Annotated in this window: 17 protein-coding genes, 1 pseudogene and 1 riboswitch; of the genes and pseudogenes, 8 read left to right on the top strand and 10 right to left on the bottom strand. The window is 62.0% G+C overall.

What is annotated here, in order from left to right; genetic code table 11:
- Positions 1-8: 8 nt before the first annotated feature.
- The gene (locus EJ075_RS31950; protein ID WP_126107050.1) at positions 9-1,130 is read right to left on the bottom strand and encodes a hypothetical protein; all 1,122 of its coding nucleotides are present in this window, start codon (positions 1,128-1,130) and stop codon (positions 9-11) included.
- 42 nt (positions 1,131-1,172) lie between these two features.
- On the bottom strand, positions 1,173-2,009 hold the full coding sequence (locus EJ075_RS31945) for a methyltransferase domain-containing protein (RefSeq protein WP_126107049.1): 837 nt from the start codon (positions 2,007-2,009) through the stop codon (positions 1,173-1,175).
- Between the two features lie 63 nt (positions 2,010-2,072).
- On the opposite strand from EJ075_RS31945, the gene EJ075_RS31940 reads away from it, so the two are divergent.
- Entirely contained in the window at positions 2,073-2,942 is an 870-nt protein-coding gene (locus EJ075_RS31940; RefSeq protein ID WP_245458062.1) for a hypothetical protein, read from the top strand.
- 59 nt (positions 2,943-3,001) lie between these two features.
- On the top strand, positions 3,002-3,937 hold the full coding sequence (locus tag EJ075_RS31935) for a helix-turn-helix domain-containing GNAT family N-acetyltransferase (protein ID WP_126107048.1): 936 nt from the start codon (positions 3,002-3,004) through the stop codon (positions 3,935-3,937).
- A 242-nt stretch (positions 3,938-4,179) separates the two neighbouring features.
- On the opposite strand, the pseudogene EJ075_RS31930 reads toward EJ075_RS31935, so the two are convergent.
- Positions 4,180-5,012 (bottom strand): annotated as a pseudogene (locus EJ075_RS31930) (AraC family transcriptional regulator).
- A gap of 297 nt (positions 5,013-5,309) precedes the next feature.
- Positions 5,310-5,514, top strand: a riboswitch (cobalamin riboswitch).
- A 91-nt stretch (positions 5,515-5,605) separates the two neighbouring features.
- On the opposite strand from EJ075_RS31930, the gene EJ075_RS31925 reads away from it, so the two are divergent.
- The 6 genes from EJ075_RS31925 to EJ075_RS31900 all read left to right on the top strand — a co-directional run bounded on the left by EJ075_RS31925 (position 5,606) and on the right by EJ075_RS31900 (position 12,122).
- Positions 5,606-6,424, top strand: a complete 819-nt coding sequence (locus tag EJ075_RS31925; protein WP_095485606.1) for an ABC transporter ATP-binding protein — start codon at positions 5,606-5,608, stop codon at positions 6,422-6,424.
- Between the two features lie 29 nt (positions 6,425-6,453).
- The gene (locus EJ075_RS31920; RefSeq protein ID WP_126107533.1) at positions 6,454-7,389 is read left to right on the top strand and encodes an ABC transporter substrate-binding protein; all 936 of its coding nucleotides are present in this window, start codon (positions 6,454-6,456) and stop codon (positions 7,387-7,389) included.
- A gap of 29 nt (positions 7,390-7,418) precedes the next feature.
- Positions 7,419-8,405, top strand: coding sequence for an iron ABC transporter permease (locus EJ075_RS31915; RefSeq protein ID WP_126107047.1), 987 nt, complete (start codon positions 7,419-7,421; stop codon positions 8,403-8,405).
- Between the two features lie 81 nt (positions 8,406-8,486).
- Positions 8,487-8,966, top strand: a complete 480-nt coding sequence (locus tag EJ075_RS31910) for a MarR family transcriptional regulator (protein ID WP_095485822.1) — start codon at positions 8,487-8,489, stop codon at positions 8,964-8,966.
- Entirely contained in the window at positions 8,963-10,141 is a 1,179-nt protein-coding gene (locus EJ075_RS31905; RefSeq protein ID WP_126107046.1) for an HlyD family secretion protein, read from the top strand. Before EJ075_RS31910 ends, EJ075_RS31905 begins: the two co-directional genes overlap by 4 nt.
- Before the next feature lie 451 nt (positions 10,142-10,592).
- Positions 10,593-12,122, top strand: coding sequence for a DHA2 family efflux MFS transporter permease subunit (locus tag EJ075_RS31900; RefSeq protein ID WP_126107045.1), 1,530 nt, complete (start codon positions 10,593-10,595; stop codon positions 12,120-12,122).
- 28 nt (positions 12,123-12,150) lie between these two features.
- Here the strand turns inward: EJ075_RS31900 and EJ075_RS31895 are convergent, their stop codons facing one another.
- The 7 genes from EJ075_RS31895 to EJ075_RS31865 all read right to left on the bottom strand — a co-directional run bounded on the left by EJ075_RS31895 (position 12,151) and on the right by EJ075_RS31865 (position 18,910).
- Positions 12,151-12,666 (bottom strand): CAP domain-containing protein, encoded by a 516-nt coding sequence (locus tag EJ075_RS31895; protein ID WP_126107044.1) that lies wholly within the window; start codon positions 12,664-12,666, stop codon positions 12,151-12,153.
- 177 nt (positions 12,667-12,843) lie between these two features.
- Positions 12,844-13,206, bottom strand: coding sequence for an AraC family ligand binding domain-containing protein (locus EJ075_RS31890; RefSeq protein ID WP_095485609.1), 363 nt, complete (start codon positions 13,204-13,206; stop codon positions 12,844-12,846).
- Positions 13,207-13,209: 3 nt separating this feature from the next.
- The gene (locus EJ075_RS31885; RefSeq protein WP_245458247.1) at positions 13,210-14,643 is read right to left on the bottom strand and encodes an FAD-binding oxidoreductase; all 1,434 of its coding nucleotides are present in this window, start codon (positions 14,641-14,643) and stop codon (positions 13,210-13,212) included.
- On the bottom strand, positions 14,643-15,821 hold the full coding sequence (locus EJ075_RS31880; protein ID WP_126107042.1) for a M20 aminoacylase family protein: 1,179 nt from the start codon (positions 15,819-15,821) through the stop codon (positions 14,643-14,645). The genes EJ075_RS31885 and EJ075_RS31880 overlap by 1 nt, the downstream gene beginning before the upstream one ends.
- Complete coding sequence (locus EJ075_RS31875; protein WP_126107041.1) at positions 15,818-16,627, bottom strand: ABC transporter permease; 810 nt, start codon at positions 16,625-16,627, stop codon at positions 15,818-15,820. The genes EJ075_RS31880 and EJ075_RS31875 overlap by 4 nt, the downstream gene beginning before the upstream one ends.
- On the bottom strand, positions 16,624-17,823 hold the full coding sequence (locus tag EJ075_RS31870; protein WP_164547234.1) for an ABC transporter permease: 1,200 nt from the start codon (positions 17,821-17,823) through the stop codon (positions 16,624-16,626). The genes EJ075_RS31875 and EJ075_RS31870 overlap by 4 nt, the downstream gene beginning before the upstream one ends.
- A 31-nt stretch (positions 17,824-17,854) precedes the next feature.
- Positions 17,855-18,910, bottom strand: coding sequence for an ABC transporter substrate-binding protein (locus tag EJ075_RS31865; RefSeq protein ID WP_126107039.1), 1,056 nt, complete (start codon positions 18,908-18,910; stop codon positions 17,855-17,857).
- Positions 18,911-19,007: the final 97 nt, after the last annotated feature.

The following is a 19,007-nucleotide window of genomic DNA, read 5'->3' as shown; positions in this document are numbered from 1 at the left end:
CTCGGAAGTCAGTGTCCGAGGCGCAAGCCGATCTCCCGAGTTTCAAAATCAAGCAGCAGGCTGTTCTTCTCGAAATATCGGATGCCGACGATGTTGTGCTCGAGCCCAGGAACGATCTCTACCTCGGGATTGTAGGTGGTCTTGAGATTCCAATCTTCCTGTCCGTCGGCTTTTACCAGGACTTTCGTGCCGGTGTTCAGCGACGAATACGGCCCCGAGGCGTCGGCAGGAACCATAATCGTTGAGTTGCCTGTATCGTAAAGCGTTGGCCGACACGTCGGTTCAAATCCCCATGAGATACAGGCGTCGATCGTGGGAAAATTGTATCGCCAATTGGCCTGTTTCCAGCTTTGCATCCTGAAGTCCTTTCTCACATCTTTCGGCACGCCGATATGGAGCGCTTCCACTTGCGGACAGTTGCCGTCGTCGTTCGTGCAGGCCTTCCACTTGGTGCCTATCGGAGAGAGGTAGTAGCCTTTGTGCAGGCCGGGCCCAAAGCTCACATAGGCGAGCGGGGACTTGATCATCCGGTCTGGTCCGCTTCCGCCAACAGGAGAGATACCGAAAATGCCCTTGGGCCAAAGCGGGCCCCCAACGATTTCTCCGGTACTCCGCCTGACTTTTTTGTAGCGGATGAGGAATGGGATTGAGGTGATGGTGGAGACCGGGGAGTCCGGCGAACCAAAAGTCACGCGAGCATAGGCAACATTGCCGTACTCATCGTAAGTTCCATAGTTCATAACCGCCTGTTCGGTGGTCACCATTATCCCGTCTATCTGCTGATCTTTCGTGATCTTTATTCCTGTGTCCGAACAGATTTCGGCGGGAAGCACCGATTTGCAATCGATCGTCATTCCGCTCGATCCGGTATCGAGTAGCAGAGGTTGGTTGACTGTCCGATTGCCCAAAGAAAGAATTTTCACATAGAGCATGCGAATGTTCTTTGGCTTTCCCGGGTACTCCAATTTTGTCAAAGGCACCTTAGTTGGAAGCTCTTCAGCGTCGACTGAGGCAGGTAAAAAGCACGACTGGACTGCAAAAAATAACAGTAATGTCACCCAAAAATTCTTCATTTCCCCGCCCGTGTTACTGGCCAGCGCAGTTCCAACAAGCCGGAAATGCGAGGTCACGATGATCTTTGCTATTGGATCGGCTCACCCGATGAACTAAATTCAAGATGTCCGGGTCGTAGGAACGTGCCTATGCTCTTCTCCTCGGTGCCTCGGAGAACCAAGCACCAGAAGCGGGCATCGTTCCGCCAGCGGATAGGATCCGCTCGGCACGACGCGCACTTCGTCGAACCAGTCGTTCGCCTGGTCGACGAGCATGGCAAGCGTCGCGAAGCAATAAGTCGTTTGGGAACCCGCATAGACGTCGATGGTGCCGATGGAGGCCATGCTCCACCCTGTCCGCGCGGCAAGGGCGGCGCGGTCCGGGAATATCTCGTCAAAAGCGTCGCGGATCACTTGCACATTTATGGCGCGATCGGAATCGCTGGTCGTACACGCCATAGCGATCCGCCATTTGAGCGCATGGAAATTCTCAATTCCGCCGGCCAAGGCTTGGGCCTTGATGTCCTGCAAATCCTCGAACGTCTCAGGGCCGGCGAAAACGCGGATCGCCGCGCGGCTGCCGGGCTTCAGCACTCTGGCGACTTCGCCCAGAAGAGCGTGGCGAGCGCGTGCGGAATCGACGACCGTCAGACAACCGTCGCCTATGACCGCGCCGACGCTGGCGCGGCCGAGCGGAAGGTCCAGCCAGTTCCCGGTCGTTGCCTTGCGGCAGGCGCTGTCGCCCGGCCATACGCCCGAAACCATGGCGGCGGATCCGTCGACGGCCAGCATCGTCTTGCCGAGGCCGGCCAGTTCCGGGGTAACGCCCAGCAGGAGAACATCGGCCTCGTCCAGATCAAGCTCGCGCTCGACAATGCCAACTGTCTCCGGAGTTGGCCGGAGCGGCGCCTCCAGGAGCATCCAGTGACGGTGATAACTGTCCCAATGATTGGTCATGTGTGCCCGTCGGACCTAAAAAGGCTGGCGTCAACTGCTCATAGCCGCTTAATGGAAGTGGGTATGGAAGCCAAGGGGGTAGCCGTGGCGCGTATCGTCGTCATAACGCATGAGCACGATCAGTTCCTTGGCAAGCGCGATATCCTGTTGCGCAGGGGCAGTCCCTATTTGCTTTTCGACGTTCTGGGAGAATTGAAAAGGCGCGGCCATTCGGTCCGGATTCAGCAAGGTCTGTCGAAGACATACAGCGCCGACGTCGCGGTTCTGCATGTCGATGCGACGATAACGCCCGCAGACTATCTCGACTATGCACGGAGTTTCCCATTCTGCCTCAATGTCGGGACGGCCGACATATCCAAACGACGGATCAGCGGAGCGTTGGTGAACGAGGGAGACGCCTGGCCAGGCCCGGTCATCGTCAAAAGCAATCTCAACAATCAGGGCATTCCGGAGAGGTTCCTCAATCGGCGAGCGCAGCGCGCGAGGAAACCACCGCCATTTCCGGACATGCCAGTCCTGCAGCCCTATGAGGTCTACGGATCTCTCGGCGATGTTCCGGATGGCGTCTTCGGGCGCGACGATCTGGTCGTGGACAAGTTCATTCCGGAAAAAGAACCCGATGGTTTCGCGGCGCGGTTCTGGGTGTTTTGCGGAGAGAGCGAACGTTGCACCCGCTACGTCTCGCCGAACGCCCTGGTCAAGGCGTCCGAGACGATCCGCCGCGAGCCCGTGCCTGTTCCCCAGGAAATGCGCCAGCTGCGACGCGAACTCGGTTTTGACTACGGCAAGTTCGATTTCGTCATCCATGAGGGCAGGGCGGTGCTGCTGGATGCCAACAAGACCCCCGGCCGCCCAAAAAACCTCGTGAAGATGTTCTCGGCCGGAGCCTCTCATCTGGCAAATGGCTTCGAGGAGTTGATCCGGCGAGTCTGATGCCTGGATACTTGACTAAGTCAAGCAAATGATTGATCGTGTGCGGGCAGGAGGATGCCATGACGATTCATCATCAACCCGGCAAGGAGCGGATCGATGCGGTGCGAGGCTTCAACCGCTTCTACACCCGTCAGATCGGCTTGCTCGACGAAGGATGGCTGAAAAGCACCTTCTCGCTGACCGAGGCTCGGGTGCTCTACGAACTGGCGCATCGCGATGGGCTGACCGCCACCGATCTTGCGCGCGATCTCGGTCTCGACCCTGGCTATCTCAGCCGGTTGTTGAAAAAGTTCGAGGAGCGCGGCCTGGTGGAGCGCGCAGCGACTGAAGCCGATGCGCGGCGCTCGTCGATCGCGCTGACGCCGGCGGGAAGGACGGCCTTCGCGCCGCTGAACCAGGGTTCGCACGATCAGGTCGCGGCCTTGCTCGACCGGCTTTCCGCTCCGGAACAGGACAGGCTGGTCAAGGCGATGCAGACGGTGCAGCGCCTGCTGGGCGAAGGCACTGAGCCCAAAATTCCCTACATGCTGCGGCCTTTGCAGGTCGGCGACATCGGCTGGATCGTCCATCGCCAGGGCCTGCTCTACGCGCAGGAGTATGGCTGGGACGAAACCTATGAGGCGCTGGTCGCCGAAATCCTCGGTGCCTTCGTCAAATCCTTCGATCCGAAATCGGAGCGCAGCTGGATCGCCGAGCGGGACGGGGAAGTCGTCGGCTCGGTCTTCGTCGTGCGCAATTCGGACGCGGTGGCGAAGCTGCGCCTGCTTTATGTCGAACCCTCGGCGCGCGGTCTCGGCATCGGCAAGCGACTGGTCGAGGAATGCATCGGCTTTGCCCGTGCGAAGGGATACAAGACGCTGACGCTGTGGACCAACGACATTCTCACCTCAGCGCGCCGCATCTACGAGGCATCAGGATTCAAGCTGGCCGACGAAGAACGTCATCACGCCTTCGGCAAGGATCTGGTCGGCCAGAACTGGAACCTGGAGCTGTAACGTCTTTCCCTTCTCCCCTTGTGGGAGAAGGTGGATCGGCGCGCAGCGCCGAGACGGTTGAGGGGTGCTGGACGGAACGCCATCGGCGCCAGGCTGGAGCACCCCTCATCCGTCGCCTTCGGCGACACCTTCTCCCACAAGGGGAGAAGGCAAAAACCGGGCGGAGCGCGCCTCGACAATGATCTCCAACACAAGCTGGAAGCATCATTTGTCTGAAGCAATTGCCCTTGGCTGGCCGCGCTTCACCCCTTCACCGGTATCCAGATTTCCAGCCCGCCATTGCCGCTGCGTGGATCGAATTCGGGGCCGTAGCGGTCGAATTCGGGCACATCGGCGATCTCGTGCCCGGAGGCCGGCAGCCATTTGTTCCAGATCGTGTTGACCGTGCGGCGGATGGTCGAGATGTGGTCACGATGGGCGAACACGGCGTATTTCTGCGCCGGCACGCGCACGCGCGAAAACTCCCTCGGCAGGTCCGAAAAATCGGACACCTCGACGCCGGCGATGTAGTCGAAATTGCCGGTGTCGTCGCCGTTGACGCAGACGCCATAGGCGACGTCGCCGATCTCGCCTGGAATATTGCCGATATACGGGCCGAACCGCTGCCATTGCATCGGGATGCCGGCGCTGGTTTCGCAGCTGTAGCGTTCGCCGAGACCGGCGATGAGAAACGGCCGGCTGGTCTCAAAACGCGGCGGCTCGAGATTGGTGAGGAAGGACTGGTCCATCAGGATCGGCTCCACGAGAGCGAGATTGTCGAGCGAGCCTTGCGCGCGCACCAGTTCCGGCGTGGTGCCGAATTGGTCGCGGAAGGCACGGGTGAAGGCCTCATGCGAAGCGTAGCCGGTGTCGAGCGCGAGCGAAAGGATGTCGGGTGCGCCGGCGGCGAGCTTGCGCGCCGCTTCGGTCAGCCGGCGAGAACGCATGTAGCCCATCACGAACGGCCGGTCGCAGCACCGAAAGCCCGCGTCACGTGAAAGCGCGACACGCCGCTGCTCTTGGCGACATCGTCGAGCGAGACGGATTCCGGCAGGTGGCTTTCGACGAACCACAGCGCTTTCTCGGTCGGGTTCATATGGCTCCTCGCATTTGGCCCAGTCTTCGCATTTGGCCCAGTCTTCGCATTTGGCAAAGTCATGGTGCCGCTTCCTGGTGGAGGCAGTTTGATCGAAATTGCGCACCGCGCAAATCGCGAGCGACGGCGGCCGGCAAGTCGAAGGCGTCGGGCGAAAGAGCTTGACAGGAGCAAGCGGCGTCTTTTAAATGGTAACGTTATTACATAACGAGATTCGTATGGCTCTTTCTGACAAGACCCTTCGCTCCAGCGGCTGTTTCAACCCTGGAAATTTATTGCGCTGTGATTGGCGGAAAACTAGGGTGCCTGGGTGATGGTCCCCGAGTCGAAAGGCAAGGGGTGAAAAGGGAACACGGTGAGATCTTCGGATCGAGGCCGTGGCTGCCCCCGCAACTGTAAGCGGTTAGCAAAATCCGAAATGCCACTGGCCGGCAAGGCTGGGAAGGCAGGATGGCGCAAAGACCCGCGAGCCAGGAGACCTGCCATCAGCATGAGTTGACCGGACGGGGTGTGCCGGGAGGAGACGTGGACATCGGTCTTGTCGGCCGGTCCGTCCAGCTTCCTTCCGTCGCCATTGAGAAAGTGACGGTAAGTTGGACGCCTCCCAGCCTCTTCTTGAAGCGCGTGAGCTGAGCGCGACGGCGAATGGCCAATGCCTGGTCAGCGCGGTCAGCCTTTCGGTGGCGGCGGGCGATCGCCTCGCAATCATCGGTCCCAACGGCGCCGGCAAGACGACGCTGTTGCGCATGCTATGTGGCACCCTGCGGCCAAGCGCGGGAGATGTGAGATTTTCCGGACGCCGGCTGGAGACGTTTTCGGCCGCCGAGCGGGCGCTGCACATGGCTGTCGTCGGCCAGACCGATCAGCCTGATCCGCGGCTTGCCGTGATCGACTACGTCGAGCTTGGCCGCGTCCCGCATGCCGGCTTGCGACGGAGGAGCGAGCAACGCGACATCGCCGTCGAAGCGCTTCGCAGAACCGGCCTGCTGCCGCTGCTCGGCCGCACGATCGGCTCGCTATCGGGTGGCGAGCGGCAACGCGCCCAGCTGGCACGCGCCGTTGCCCAGGAGCCAAAAATCCTGTTCCTCGATGAACCGACCAATCATCTCGATCCGCGCGCCCGCAGCGAGCTTCTCGAACTCGTGTCGCAGTTTGGCATGACCGTCGTGGCGGTGCTTCATGATCTGTCGCTGGTCACGCCATTTGCCACCAGGGTCGCGGTGATGAACGAGGCCCGCCTGCAGGCGTTTGCCGGTCCGCGCGAGGCGCTGACCAAGCAGTTGATCCGCCAGATTTTCGGCGTCGACGTGCTTCGGCTGCGCCATCCCACCGAAGACCGCGAACTCACGGTATTCGACGTTCCGAACCGTGCCTCTTCACATTCCGATTTGACCAAGGAGCAATATTCGTGAAACGCCTCGCATTGTCTTTCGCCTCCCTCCTGTTTGCCCAGACCGCCTTCGCTTTCCCGGTGACCGCCTTTGCTTTCCCGGTAACTGTAGACAGCTGCGGCACGCCGCTGACGTTCGACGCCGCGCCGAAGCGCGCCATCATCCAGGATATGAACATGGCCGAGATGGCCTTCGCGCTGGGGCTGCAACCGTCGATCCTCGGCCTGACCGGCATCACCGGATGGTACAAGGTCGGTCCGGAATTCAAGGCCGAGCAGGGCTCGATCCCGGAACTCGCGCCGAAATATCCGACACTTGAAAACCTCGTCGCGGTCGAGCCCGATTTCTTCTTCGCCGGCTGGTATTACGGCATGAAGCCGGGCGGCGAGGTGACGCCCGATACGCTGGCGCCGCACGGCATCAAGACGCTGGTGCTGACGGAAAGCTGCGTCCATCTCGACAACAACCGCCCCGCCGCCTCGATGGACCTGCTCTACGACGACATCGAAAAGCTGGGCAGGATTTTCGACAAGGAAGCCGAGGCGAAAAAACTTGTTTCGGACTGGAAAGCGCAACTCGCCGATATCACGGCGAAGGTTGGCGACCACAAGGGAACGCGCGTATTTCTTTACGACTCCGGCGAAGACAAACCCTTCACATCAGGCAAGTTCGCGATCCCCAGCGCCATGATCGCCGCTGCCGGCGGCGACAACATCATGGCCGACATGCAGACGAGCTGGGGCAATACGGATTGGGAAACGGTCGCCTCCCGCAATCCGCAGTTCCTGATCCTGCTCGATTACCAGGACGGTGGCGGCTACAGGAAACTGCTCGATTTCCTCAAAGTTCATCCGGCGATGAAGGAAACCGACGCGGTCAGGAATGAGCGCTTCGTCGCGCTGCGCTATGCCGAGCTGACGCCCGGGCCAGCCAACATCGAGGCGATCGGCAAGATCGCCAGGGCGATGCACCCGGAAGCTTTCTGAGCTTGCGCCGCAGGGCGTTCGAATTGGCAATGATAGCAGGAGCAGTGGCGATTGCCACTCTTGCACTGCTGTCGATCGCCTATGGATCGACGGTCATAGCGTTGAGCGACGTGGTTGCCGCGCTCGGACATGCGGCCGGACTGGACGGAGACATCGTGCCCGGTCCGGTCGGCAAAATCGTTGTCGATCTCAGGCTGCCGCGCACGATCATGGCCATCTGTGTCGGCGCCGGGCTGGGCGTCATCGGCGCGCTGCTGCAGACGGTAACGCGCAACGACCTCGCCGATCCGTTCCTGTTCGGCCTGTCGTCCGGTGCCGCGGCCGGCGCGGTTTCCGTTATCACCATTTTTGGCGACCATTTCGGCATCTGGACGTTGCCGGTCGCTGCCTTCACCGGCGGCATTTTGGCCGCCGGCATCGTGCTGTTGCTGGTTTCGCGGGTGAGGGGGCAAGGCCCCGAACGGCTGATATTGGCCGGGCTTGCCGTATCGTTCATGTTCACCGCCTTGACCAACTATCTCGTCTTTGCCGGTGACCAGCGCGCCGCCCACTCGGTGCTGTTCTGGACGATGGGCGGGCTCGGGCTGGCGCGGTGGGACAATGTCGGACTGGCTGCTCTGGGCGCAGGCACCATCCTTGTGTTCGGACTTTGGAACCACCGTCGGCTCGACGCTTTCCTGGCCGGCGAAAACGCCGCCGAAAGCCTCGGCGTGCCGGTTGCGCGGATGCGCAGGACGACATTTCTCGTCGCTGCTTTCTCGACGGCGATCCTCGTCTCGGTGGCAGGCGTCATAGGTTTCGTCGGTCTGATGATCCCGCATCTGTCCCGGCCCCTGGCCGGCCCGTTGCACCTGCGCCTGATTGCAAGCTGCGCCCTCTTTGGAGCGGTGCTGTTGCTGGCAAGCGACCTTCTAGCCCGCACGCTGCTGCCGCCGCAGGAACTGCCGATCGGCATCATCACCAGCTCGGTCGGCGCTTTTTTCGTGGTCACGATGCTCATTCGCAATCGTTCCTGATGTGACTGCCATCCACACTTGCCGGCTTCTGGCATAATGCCGCATCTTGAATAGTAAGCACGCTTATAATATATGCCGCTCATGGTTTCCGACGGCATCGATAGATTGGGCTTTTTGATCCACGACGTGCAGCGCCTGATGCGCAAGCGCTTCGAGGCGAAGGCCAGCGGGCTCGGCCTTTCCTCGGCGCAATGGCGGCTTATGGTCCGCGTCGCCAAGGAAGAAGGCATCACGCAAGCGCGGCTCGCCGAGCTTCTCGAGATCGAGCCGATCAGCGTGTCGCGCCTGGTCGACCGCATGGAGGAGAGCGGCTGGATCGAGCGCCGTTCCGACGCCACCGACCGCCGCGTCCGCATGATCTTCCCGACCGCCAAAGCGAGCGAGGCCTACGCAGAGATCAAGAGCCTTGCTGGCGAAGTCTATGAGGAATCGCTTACCGGCGTGTCGCTCGAAGATCGCCGCATCCTGATCAAGGGTCTGGAGGCAATGGCCAAGAACCTGGCGGACGGCGAGACGGCGTCCGGCGAAAAAGTCAAAGGTGCAGAAGGCGCAGCAGCATGAACGCGGTAGCCAAGGTAGATGAGAATGCAACCAAGCTGGAGGTTGAAGCTCCGGCGCAGCCGGCGGCAGCTCCGGTGGCGGTCGCTCCGCAGCTAGCACCGGCGCCGGTGGTGCCGAAGAAGAAGCGCCGTGTCGGCCGCTTCCTATTGATGTTTGCGCTCCCCGTGGCACTGATCGCCGGCGGCAGCTACGTCTGGGTGACCGGCGGCCGCTACCAGGAAACCGAAAACGCCAATCTGCAGCAGGCCAAGGTCTCGATAGCCGCCGATACGGCGGGTCGCATCGTTCAGGTCGATATTTTCGACAACCAGTCCGTCAAGCAGGGCGACGTGCTGTTCGCCATCGATCCCGAGCCCTACCGGATCGCATTGGCCCAGGCCGACGCGGCGGTGGCCGGCGCGCGCCTCAATGTCGAGCAGCTGCGTGCGGCCTACAGCCAGGCGCTGGCGCAGGAGAAGTCCGACGCCAGCCAGGTCGACTACGCGCAGTCGCAATACGACCGAGCCGCCGACCTTGCCCGCAAGGGCATCAATGCCAAGTCCTCGCTCGACGAGGCCAGGAACGATCTCGACAAAGCCAAGCAGCAACTGGCCGTGGCCGAGCAGGGCATCCTCAGCGCCAAGGCGGGCCTTGGCGGCAATCCCGATATCGAGACCGATAAGCATCCGACCGTGATGGCGGCGCTCGCCGCGCGCGACAAGGCTGCCTATGATTTGGCGCAGACCACTGTCAGGGCGCCGGCTGACGGCATCGTCAGCCAGGCTGCCTCGTTCAAGGTCGGCCAGTATGTCGGCTCTGGCACGCCGCTGTTTTCGCTGGTCGAGACCGGCGACACCTGGATCGATGCCAATTTCAAGGAAACGCAGCTCACCCACATGAAGCCGGGCCAGAAGGCCGAAATCGTGGTCGACACCTATCCAGGCAAGACGTTCGAGGCCACCGTCAAGGCGATCGGCGCCGGCACGGGAGCCGAGTTCTCGCTGTTGCCCGCCCAGAACGCCACCGGCAATTGGGTCAAAGTCACCCAGCGCATTCCGGTGCGCCTGGAACTGGCCGATGCCGACGCCAAGATGGCGCTGCGCACCGGCATGAGCGCGACCGTCACGGTGGACACCGGCGTTTCCCGCGGGCTTCCCAGCATCTTCGGCCACGCCACGGCGAGTGAGGCACAATAGACCGCCTCGTTCCATTGGACGATGGGGTCTGAGACGCAACAAGTAGAATGCAGGCCGCGCACGGAGAGGAACGCAGCTGACAGGATTGGTCCGACGGGAGATGCACCAGGGGTTAGGGTTTGGATCGGGCTGCGTTGCGGCCTGAGCGAAGCCTGAACAACGCGACGCAGACCCGTTTCGGTCCTCAGGTTTCCGGGCGGCAGGCGCCGTTTTATCGAGACGCTCGGTCGATGTAACCCCCACATCGATAGTCGCGTCCCACCGCGATGAGGGTCTCTCCATACGGAAGGCCGCGCCGCCCGGAAACCTCGCGCATCGGCCCGAAAATCGGAATCGATTTTCGCAAAGCACGATGCGCTGACTCAAAGTACTAGAGCGTACTTTGTGCGTCCAAATGGACGCACGTCGCTCTAGTGTACATTTTTTTGTTACCTGCCGGAAGTTCCACATCATGAGCACGCCAGAACCCTTTCGCGAAGTGCCGCACCGCGGCCTGATCACCGTGGCGCTCATGCTGGCGACGATCATGCAGGCGCTCGACACCACGATCGCCAACGTCGCGCTGCCGACCATGACCGGCGATCTTGGCGCGTCCCCCGACAACATCAACTGGGTGCTGACCTCCTACATCGTTGCCGCGGCGATCATGACGCCGGTGACCGGCTGGCTGGCCGACCGCTTTGGCCGCAAGGAACTGTTCCTGACGTCGGTGGTCGGCTTCACCATATTCTCCATGCTGTGCGGCATCGCCTGGAGCCTGGAGACCATGGTGTTCTTCCGGTTGATGCAGGGCGTGTTCGGCGCGGCAATCGTGCCGCTGTCACAGACCTTCCTGCTCGACATCAACCCGAAGGAGCGCCACGGCCAGGCCATGGCCATCTGGGGCGCCGGCATCATGCTGGGGCCGATCCTGGGCCCGACGCTCGGTGGCTGGCTGACCGAGAATTTCAACTGGCGCTGGGTGTTCTTCATCAACCTGCCGGTCGGCATCATCGCCTTCCTTGGCATGGCCGCCTACTTGCCGGCCGTTGCAAGGCGGATACGCAGCTTCGATTTCTTCGGCTTCGCCATGCTCTCGCTCGGCGTCGGAGCGCTGCAGCTGATGCTGGATCGCGGCGGCGAGGTCGACTGGTTTTCCTCGGTCGAGATCTGGATCGAGCTCGGTCTTTCGCTGACCGGCTTCTGGCTGTTCATCATTCACACGGTGACGGCGGAGCACCCCTTCATCGACCCGAAGATATTCCTCGACCGCAATTTCGTGACCGGGCTGGCATTCATCTTCGTCATGGGCGTGCTCATTTTGGCAAGCATGTCGCTGCTGCCGCCAATGCTGGCGACCATCTTCGGCTATCCGACCATGACCATCGGTGTCGTCATAGGTCCCCGCGGCATCGGCACGATGGTTGCGATGCTCCTGGTCGGCCGCATCATGCACAGGATCGATGCCAGGATCCTGGTCGTCATCGGCTTCCTTTTGACCGCGCAGTCGCTCCACACCATGTCCAGCTTCTCGCCGCAGATGGACAACTGGCTGATCCTCAGCTCCGGCGTCATCCAGGGGCTGGGAATGGGCATGGTATTCGTGCCGCTGTCGACCGTGGCCTTCGCCACGCTCGACGTGCGCTATCGCACCGATGCCACGGCGTTGTTCAGCCTGGTGCGCAATCTTGGCTCATCGATCGGCGTGTCGGTGGTGACGGTTCTGCTGGTGCGCAACACGCAGATCAACCATGCCGAGCTTTCGGCCTACATCAATCCGTTCAATCCCAACCTCTGGGCGGCGTCGCCGGCAGCGGCGGGCGGCGATCCGACGGCGCTTTCCCAGATGGATGGCATGGTCAACATCCAAGCGATGATGATCTCTTACGTCAATGACTTCAAGCTGCTGATGATGATGACGCTGCTTGCCATACCGTTCGTTTTCCTGCTGCGCAAACCAAAGGCTGGTCCGACCGCCGGTCCCGCCGCGCATATGGATTGACGGCTGGTCGACGTGCCGGTCACGCCTCCTACTTGCCCAGAACAAGGCTCCAGTAGCGCAACGAGCTGTCGCGGCCGTCCCGCACATAGGCCAGACCGAAGCGGGTGAAGCGCGGGTCGAGCATGTTGCGGCGGTGGCCGGCCGAATGCATCCAGATATCGAACAGCTTCTGCTGATCGAAGCGACCTTCGGCGATGTTTTCGGCGGCCGCACCGGTGATGCCGTTGCCCTTGACGCGCGAGGCAAATCCCTTGCCCCAGCCGGTGGTGTGGGTCATGCGGCCGCCTCGTGCCATATAGCCGGCCTGCTGCAGGGCTGCCTGTTCGAGCTGAGGATCGGGGACAAGCGGCCCGAGGCCGGCTGAGGCGCGAATGCTGGTCAGGGTGCCGGCGGCGGAAGCAGAGACACCGGCGCCTTCGCCGGTGGACAGGACAGTGGCGCAAGCGGCAAGGCCGGCCAGCGCGGCAAGACCGGCAGCTCCAAGCAGCATTCGCCTGTTAAGGTTTGATCGGGCTTGGCAATTTTCAATTTTCGCAACGGTCATGTCCGCTGACATAGCGGTGATCATGGCTTTTTGGCGGGCAGGCGCTCAAAAATCTCGGTGGCTGCGGTTCGTCTTTCTAGTGGTGAAATCTGATGCGTGGTGCCGACACGGAATATCAGTTTGCCCCATCGCTGACCTCCGTAAATGGCCAACCCTTGGAAAGGAGTGCCTCTCAGTTTAAGGTTCTATCGTTCCCTGCCGCGCCGCCCAGTCGAACGGGTAAAGGCAATAGAAATAGCCGGCGCGTTCGGTGGCGATATATTTCAGATGGGTGCCGTTGGGCAGCCAGACGATGTCGCCGGGATTGCACTCATAGCGGCCGTCGTCCAGTTCGATCGTCAAGGTGCCTTCGTGGATGAACAGCACTTCGTCGTAGGTCACGGTCCAGTCGATCGAGGCGTTCTCGAGATATTCGATGCCGCCGCCCATGGTCCGACTGATCTCGGCATTGATGACGCGGGCAATCGAGGATGTGCCGGTCGGCGTTACCGATGGCTTCAGGGTCAATTCGCTGTGCTTGAAGATCTTGGCCTTGGACATCGTTCATCCTTTCCTTGCGCGGAGGTTGGCTTTCGAAGGGGTGACGCCGGACGGGGCCAGTCCCGCGAGCCATCTGGTCACGAGGTCCGGCTTGCGGCCGGCATGTTCAAGATCGTCGCGCCGCCGCACCGCGCCACGGACGAAATGCGCGCCGACGAAACGGAATGGTTCGGGTGGGAAGCCTCGCGTCACCGGGCGCACGAGCGCTGAATGGGTGAGTTCGGATTCGCCGCCGGTCAACAGGCAGGTCAGGATCTTGCCGCCGAGATAGGCCATCGTCGTGCCGTTGCCGGAAAAGCCGTAGCCGTAGACGATGTCGCGGTTGGCGGGCAGGGCGCCGAACAGCGGCACGCCGCTGACGGTCCGATCGATCGGGCCGTTCCACGATGTCTCGAGCGGAAACTCGGCGAGCGCCGGGTGACCGTCCCGCAACGCGCGGCGCATGTCGGCGACCCTTGGCGACAAACCATGAAAACGCTGGTCGACGATGCCGCCGAGGCCGATGAAGCCGCCACTGACGCCGACGGATAGCCGGCCATCGCGCGTCGGCGACCAACCACCAACGAAGACGCGGGAGTCGATCATCAGCGGCGCGCGGCGGTAGCCGACCTTTTCGAGAAGGTCTGGAATGGGTTTCGACATGGCGTCGTCGCTGGAGATGTTGAAGATTGCCGGGGCCAGTTCCGGAATGGCGCCAGACCACGCATTCAGGGCAAGCACGATCTTGCCGCAGGACACAGTGCCTTTCGCCGTTTCCACCTTGAGTTTGCCGCCTCGTAAAAACCGCGTCATCGGCGACTTTTCATAGATGCGCACGCCGCGTTTTAGCGCTGCCCGGCGCAGGCCGCGCACCAGGAATCCCGGATGCACGGTTGCCGACGAAGCATCGAACGCGCCGCCGAGGTGGCTCGTCGTGCCGGTCATCGCCGCGATCTCGTCGCGCGAAACGCGCCGCGCCGGCACGTAGCCATGCGCTACCAGCTTGTTCAACGCGTCGTCCCAGGCACCAAGCTGGGCTTGGCACGTCGCGCCCCAGATCCAGCCGATACGATCGAACCAGCCGTCGATTCCTTCGGCCTTGCAAAAAGCCTCTATGCCGCCAATTGCGGCTTCGGATGCTTTGATGATCGAAAGCGCATCGTTTCCGCCGCGCAGGGCTGCAAGCGCGCTGTATTTCGTCCATGCCGAAAGCACCATGCCGGAATTGCGGCCGCTCGGGCCACCACCACAAATGTCGCGCTCAATAATGACAATGTCGAAGCCCGGATTGTGCTCCTTGAGGCGAATGGCGGTCCACAGTCCGAGATAGCCGCCGCCGACGATGCAGATGTCGGCCTGCGTCGCCTCTTCGAGCGGAGGCGCAAGGTCCGGGTCCTCCGCCAGCGCCTGCCGCAGCCAGTGGCTGCGCCAGCCGATGTCCTTTTCCGGCAGCTGCATCACGATGCGCCTCCCGCGGACAGGCGGCGCTCCACCAGCCTGACCCAAAGGCTCGCGCCGATCGGCAGGATCGCGTCGTTGAAATCGTAATTGGTGTCGTGCGCGGCGGCCTGGTGCGAATCGTCGGCCTGGCCGAGCAGGAAATAGCAGCCGGGCCGCTGCTGCAGCATGTAGCAGAAATCTTCCGAGCCCATCTCGGGAGGCGGATCGACGACGAGACGTTCCGGTCCCATCACCTCGCTGGCAATCGCGATCATCGCATCGGCTTGCGCCGGAGTGTTGATCGTCGGCGCGAAGGGCGACTCGTAGCGGATGTCGACGCTAGCGCCAAAAGCTTCGGCCTCGTTTTTCGCGATGCGGCGGATTGCCGTCTCCAGCGTCATTTGAACCTTATGGTCGAAGGTGCGCACGGTGCCGGTCAGAAACGCAGTGTCGGGGATGGTGTTGAAGGCTTCGCCGGCGCGCAGGCTGCTAACGGTGACGATTGCCGGAGAGTGCACATCGGTCAGGCGGCCGGGCAGAGCTTCTATCGCCAGCAGGATGCGCGCGGCGCTGGGAAGTGGATTGATCGCAAGATGCGGCATCGCCGCATGGCTGCCCCTTCCGTGCACGACGATCTCGAAGCGATCGGCCGCCGCGGCCACCGTCCCGCGGTGGACGGCGATCTCGCCGAGCGGCCGTTCGGAATTGTGCAGCGCGTAGACTTCGTCGCAGGGGAAACGCTCGAAAAGGCCTTCGTTCAGCATGGCGACCGCCCCACCTCGGCCCTCCTCGGCCGGCTGAAAGATGAAATGCACCGTGCCGGCGAAGTCAGGCGAGCGGGCAAGCGCCGAGGCTGCGCCGAGCAGCATCGTCGTGTGACCGTCATGGCCGCAGCCATGCATCTTTCCGGGAATGCGGGACGCATGCGGCAGCGGCCGGGCCTCGGTCATCGGCAGGGCGTCCATGTCGGCGCGGATGCCAAGGCTGCGACCGGTGCCGAGCCTGCCCCGGAGCGTGCCGACGACGCCTGTCCGGCCGACGCCTTCGGTCGTCTCGATGCCCCACGACCGCAGTTTGTCCGCCACGAAACACGCCGTCTCGAACTCCTCGAAGCCGAGTTCGGGATTAGCATGCAGATGCCGCCGCCACGCCGTCATCTCGGTCTCGAGTTGCTGCACCGACGGAACGAGTTTCATGCCGAGACCTTTGCGCGGAGAGTTTGTGAGCGGCTCTGCAGCATGGCAATGACACCAAGCAGGACCGCTGAGAAAGCGATCAGCAGCACGGCAACGGCCGCAATGGCAGGACTGATGGACTCGCGAACGCCGGAGAAGATCATGCGAGGCAAGGTTCGCTCCGCGCCCGTCGAGAGGAAGCTTGCGACGACGACTTCGTCGAAAGAGATGATGAAGGCGATGATGGCCCCCGTAATGACGCCCGGCGCTATCAGCGGCAGCACCACCTTGAAGAAGGTGCGCATGGTGCCGGCGCCGAGCGATGCCGCAGCGCGAAGCAGCGTCCGGTCGAAGGTCGAAAGGCTGGCGACGACGGTCGTCAGCATCACAGGCACGGCCATCGCCGTATGCACCAGAATGATCGATAGCTTGTTGCCAACGAGTCCGAGTGTGGCGAAGAATGAGAAGGCAGCGACGCCGACGATGACGACCGGTGTCACCAAGGGCGCGGCGATGATCGCGTAGATGATGCGCTTGCCGGCAAAATCGCTCCAGGCGAGCCCGATCGCCGCCGGTATGCCGAGCAGCGAGGCCAGGACCGTGGTGGATAGCCCAATGACGACCGAGTTCCACAGCGCGTTCGGCCACCGCTGGTCGACCCACAGTTCGGCATACCAGCGCAGCGACCAGCCCGGCGTCGGAAACGCCAGCGAATTGCTTGATGTCAGCGACATAGGGACCACGATCAGCAGTGGCAGGATGATGAACGCCAGCAACGTCGCCGCATAGGCATACATCAGCCATTTCCGGAAGCGATCGGCGCTCATGCGACATGCGCCTTGCGGCGGAAGAGGGCGGACGCCGTCCAGAAGAGGAACGCGAACAGCACGAGGATCATCAGCAGTTGCAGCGAAAGCGCCGCGCCCATGCCCCAGTTCAGAGTGTTGTTTGTGTAGAAAGCGATGTAGCTGGAGATCATCTGGTCGGTCGGCCCGCCGACAAGCGTCGGGGTAATGTAGTAGCCGAGCGCGAAGACAAAAACGATCGCCCCGCCGGACAGGATTCCGGGCAGGATCAACGGCAACTGGACGCGGCGCCATGCCGTGAGCCACGGCGCGCCCAGCGACAGCGCCGCGCGCATGTAGGTGGTCGGGACCCGCCGCATGACGGCTACGACCGAGAGGACCATCATGGGCAGCAGAACCTGAACCATCGCCAGGTAGAGCGAAAAGCGGGTGTAGATGAGGTCGAGGGGTTCGCTGACGATGCCCAGTGCGAGCAGCGTGGAATTCACGGGGCCGTTCTTCTGCAGTACGATGATCCAGATGACGGTACGCACCAGCAGCGATGTCCAGAGCGGAAACAGGATCAGCGCGAACATCAGCTTCGACCAGACTTGCGGCGCGCTGACGATCGCTTGCGCCAGCGGCACGGCGAGCACCGCGCAGATGACGGTCACCACGATGCTGATCCAGATCGTGCGCAGCAGCGCGTCGACGAAGATGGCGCGGTCGTCAGAAACGGCCTCGATCGTATTGTCTGCCCCTCGCTTCAGGTCGAGGCTCGCAAGCAGATAATAGTCCGTTCGCGCGCTTTGCTGACGCGCTATGACCTTCCAGAGATCGACATTTTTCCAGCCAACCTGTTTGGAGAGCACCTCGTCGCGCACGGGGCGCATGTCGAGCTTGCCGTCGGCCGCATCCTTTGCCGTCTTGATGACGAGGAAACGGCTGCCGACGACGCGCTGGTTGACGAGTTGCGCAAGGACGCCTTCCTTCCCGGCGCGCCGCGCGTCGGCGAGGTCCTCGACGAGTGCTGCAAAGACAGGTTCGTCAGGCAGGCCGCTCTCCGCTTTCCAGTCGGCCAGAGCGGCAATTGTGCGCGGCAGGTTGTTCGAGAAATCCGAGTTGTCCACGGCCAGAGCGAGGAAGCGCGCCACGGGCCACAGAAACAGAATGACGACGAACAGAACAAGCGGAGCCGTCAACAGGGCGAGCATGCCGTCCCGTTGGCGCCGCTTCATAGCCGGCTTTGTCCCGACCAGCATGCTTGGCTTACTTCGCGAGCCAGGCCTTGAAGCGTTCTTCCAGCGCTTCCTTGTGCTCGGTCCAGAAGTCGTTGTCATAGGATGCCCCGTGCTGCAGGTGCTCCGGCGACGTCGGCAGGTTGGCTTTCCAATCCGCGGGAATGAGATCGGCGGCTTCCTTGCGGCCGGTGCCATAGGCATAGAGCTTCGAGAAGCCGGCCTGATTTTCCGGGATGGAAAACCACTTGAGGAGATCCAGCCCGCCCTGCTGGTGCGGCGCGCCCTTCACCACGGCCCAGTAGTCGGTGCCGTAGAAGAAGCCGGCGTCCCATGCGATCGCGTAGGGCTTCTTCTCGTTGATGACTTCGTTGGTGATGCGCGCATTGAACCCATCGCTGAGAGCCACTTCGCCGCTGTCGAGGTTCTGGATGCCCTGCGTTGTGGTGGACCACCAGACGGCGTGCGGCTTGATCTTGTCGAGCATGGCGAAAGCCCGGTCGACGCCTTCCGGCGTGCCTAGCACCTTGTACATGTCCTCGCGCTTCACGCCGTCGGCCATTAGCGCATTTTCAAGCGTGAACTGCGCCTGCTGGTAGAGGCCGCGCTTTCCCGGAAATTTCTCGACGTTCCAGAAATCCGCCCAACTCTTCGGCGCGGCGTCGCCCTTGTAGACATCCGTGTTGTAGGCGAGGATCGTTGCCCATGTGTCGGACGCGACGCCGCATTCGTGCAGGGTGCCCGGCAGATAATTGGCCGCGTCGCCTGTGATTTCCGGCGTCAGCGGAACGAACAGGCCTTCGGCGCAGCCGACTTCCATGGCGGGCGCTTCGACCGAGACGACGTCATAGGTGATGTTGCCCGCCTGCACCTGGGCGCGAACCTTGGCGACTTCGCCGCCCCATTCTTCCATGATGATCGGAGTTCCGGTCTGCTCGGTGTACTTGTCCCAGACCCCGTCCTTGTAGGCCTTGTCCCATGTACCACCCCAGCCGACCACTGTGACGGGATCGGCCGCGGACGCGGCAAAAGTTGAGGTCGCGAAGCAGATCGCGGCGGCAGATACGATTTGCAGATAAGTCCTCATAGCAGTTCCCCTTTCTTATGGTTGTGGATTTGATCAAATTTCAAACGCAAAATGGATTGATTAGCAACAGGAATTTGCGATAAGGTCCGAGATAGTT

This window comes from Mesorhizobium sp. M6A.T.Cr.TU.016.01.1.1, from assembly GCF_003952585.1.
Lineage (GTDB): Bacteria > Pseudomonadota > Alphaproteobacteria > Rhizobiales > Rhizobiaceae > Mesorhizobium > Mesorhizobium mediterraneum.
The sequence above is the reverse complement of the archived record's forward strand: the minus strand, read 5'-3'. Positions and strand labels throughout refer to the sequence as shown.

What these genes read in the sequence shown, in the direction of transcription:
- EJ075_RS31945 (WP_126107049.1), bottom strand. Translation starts at nt 2,009, where the DNA reads ATGACCAATCATTGGGACAGTTATCACCGTCACTGGATGCTCCTGGAG.
- EJ075_RS31940 (WP_245458062.1), top strand. Translation starts at nt 2,073, where the DNA reads ATGGAAGCCAAGGGGGTAGCCGTGGCGCGTATCGTCGTCATAACGCAT.
- EJ075_RS31935 (WP_126107048.1), top strand. Translation starts at nt 3,002, where the DNA reads ATGACGATTCATCATCAACCCGGCAAGGAGCGGATCGATGCGGTGCGA.
- EJ075_RS31915 (WP_126107047.1), top strand. Translation starts at nt 7,419, where the DNA reads ATGATAGCAGGAGCAGTGGCGATTGCCACTCTTGCACTGCTGTCGATC.
- EJ075_RS31910 (WP_095485822.1), top strand. Translation starts at nt 8,487, where the DNA reads ATGGTTTCCGACGGCATCGATAGATTGGGCTTTTTGATCCACGACGTG.
- EJ075_RS31905 (WP_126107046.1), top strand. Translation starts at nt 8,963, where the DNA reads ATGAACGCGGTAGCCAAGGTAGATGAGAATGCAACCAAGCTGGAGGTT.
- EJ075_RS31900 (WP_126107045.1), top strand. Translation starts at nt 10,593, where the DNA reads ATGAGCACGCCAGAACCCTTTCGCGAAGTGCCGCACCGCGGCCTGATC.
- EJ075_RS31895 (WP_126107044.1), bottom strand. Translation starts at nt 12,666, where the DNA reads ATGACCGTTGCGAAAATTGAAAATTGCCAAGCCCGATCAAACCTTAAC.
- EJ075_RS31890 (WP_095485609.1), bottom strand. Translation starts at nt 13,206, where the DNA reads ATGTCCAAGGCCAAGATCTTCAAGCACAGCGAATTGACCCTGAAGCCA.
- EJ075_RS31885 (WP_245458247.1), bottom strand. Translation starts at nt 14,643, where the DNA reads ATGCAGCTGCCGGAAAAGGACATCGGCTGGCGCAGCCACTGGCTGCGG.
- EJ075_RS31880 (WP_126107042.1), bottom strand. Translation starts at nt 15,821, where the DNA reads ATGAAACTCGTTCCGTCGGTGCAGCAACTCGAGACCGAGATGACGGCG.
- EJ075_RS31875 (WP_126107041.1), bottom strand. Translation starts at nt 16,627, where the DNA reads ATGAGCGCCGATCGCTTCCGGAAATGGCTGATGTATGCCTATGCGGCG.
- EJ075_RS31870 (WP_164547234.1), bottom strand. Translation starts at nt 17,823, where the DNA reads ATGAAGCGGCGCCAACGGGACGGCATGCTCGCCCTGTTGACGGCTCCG.
- EJ075_RS31865 (WP_126107039.1), bottom strand. Translation starts at nt 18,910, where the DNA reads ATGAGGACTTATCTGCAAATCGTATCTGCCGCCGCGATCTGCTTCGCG.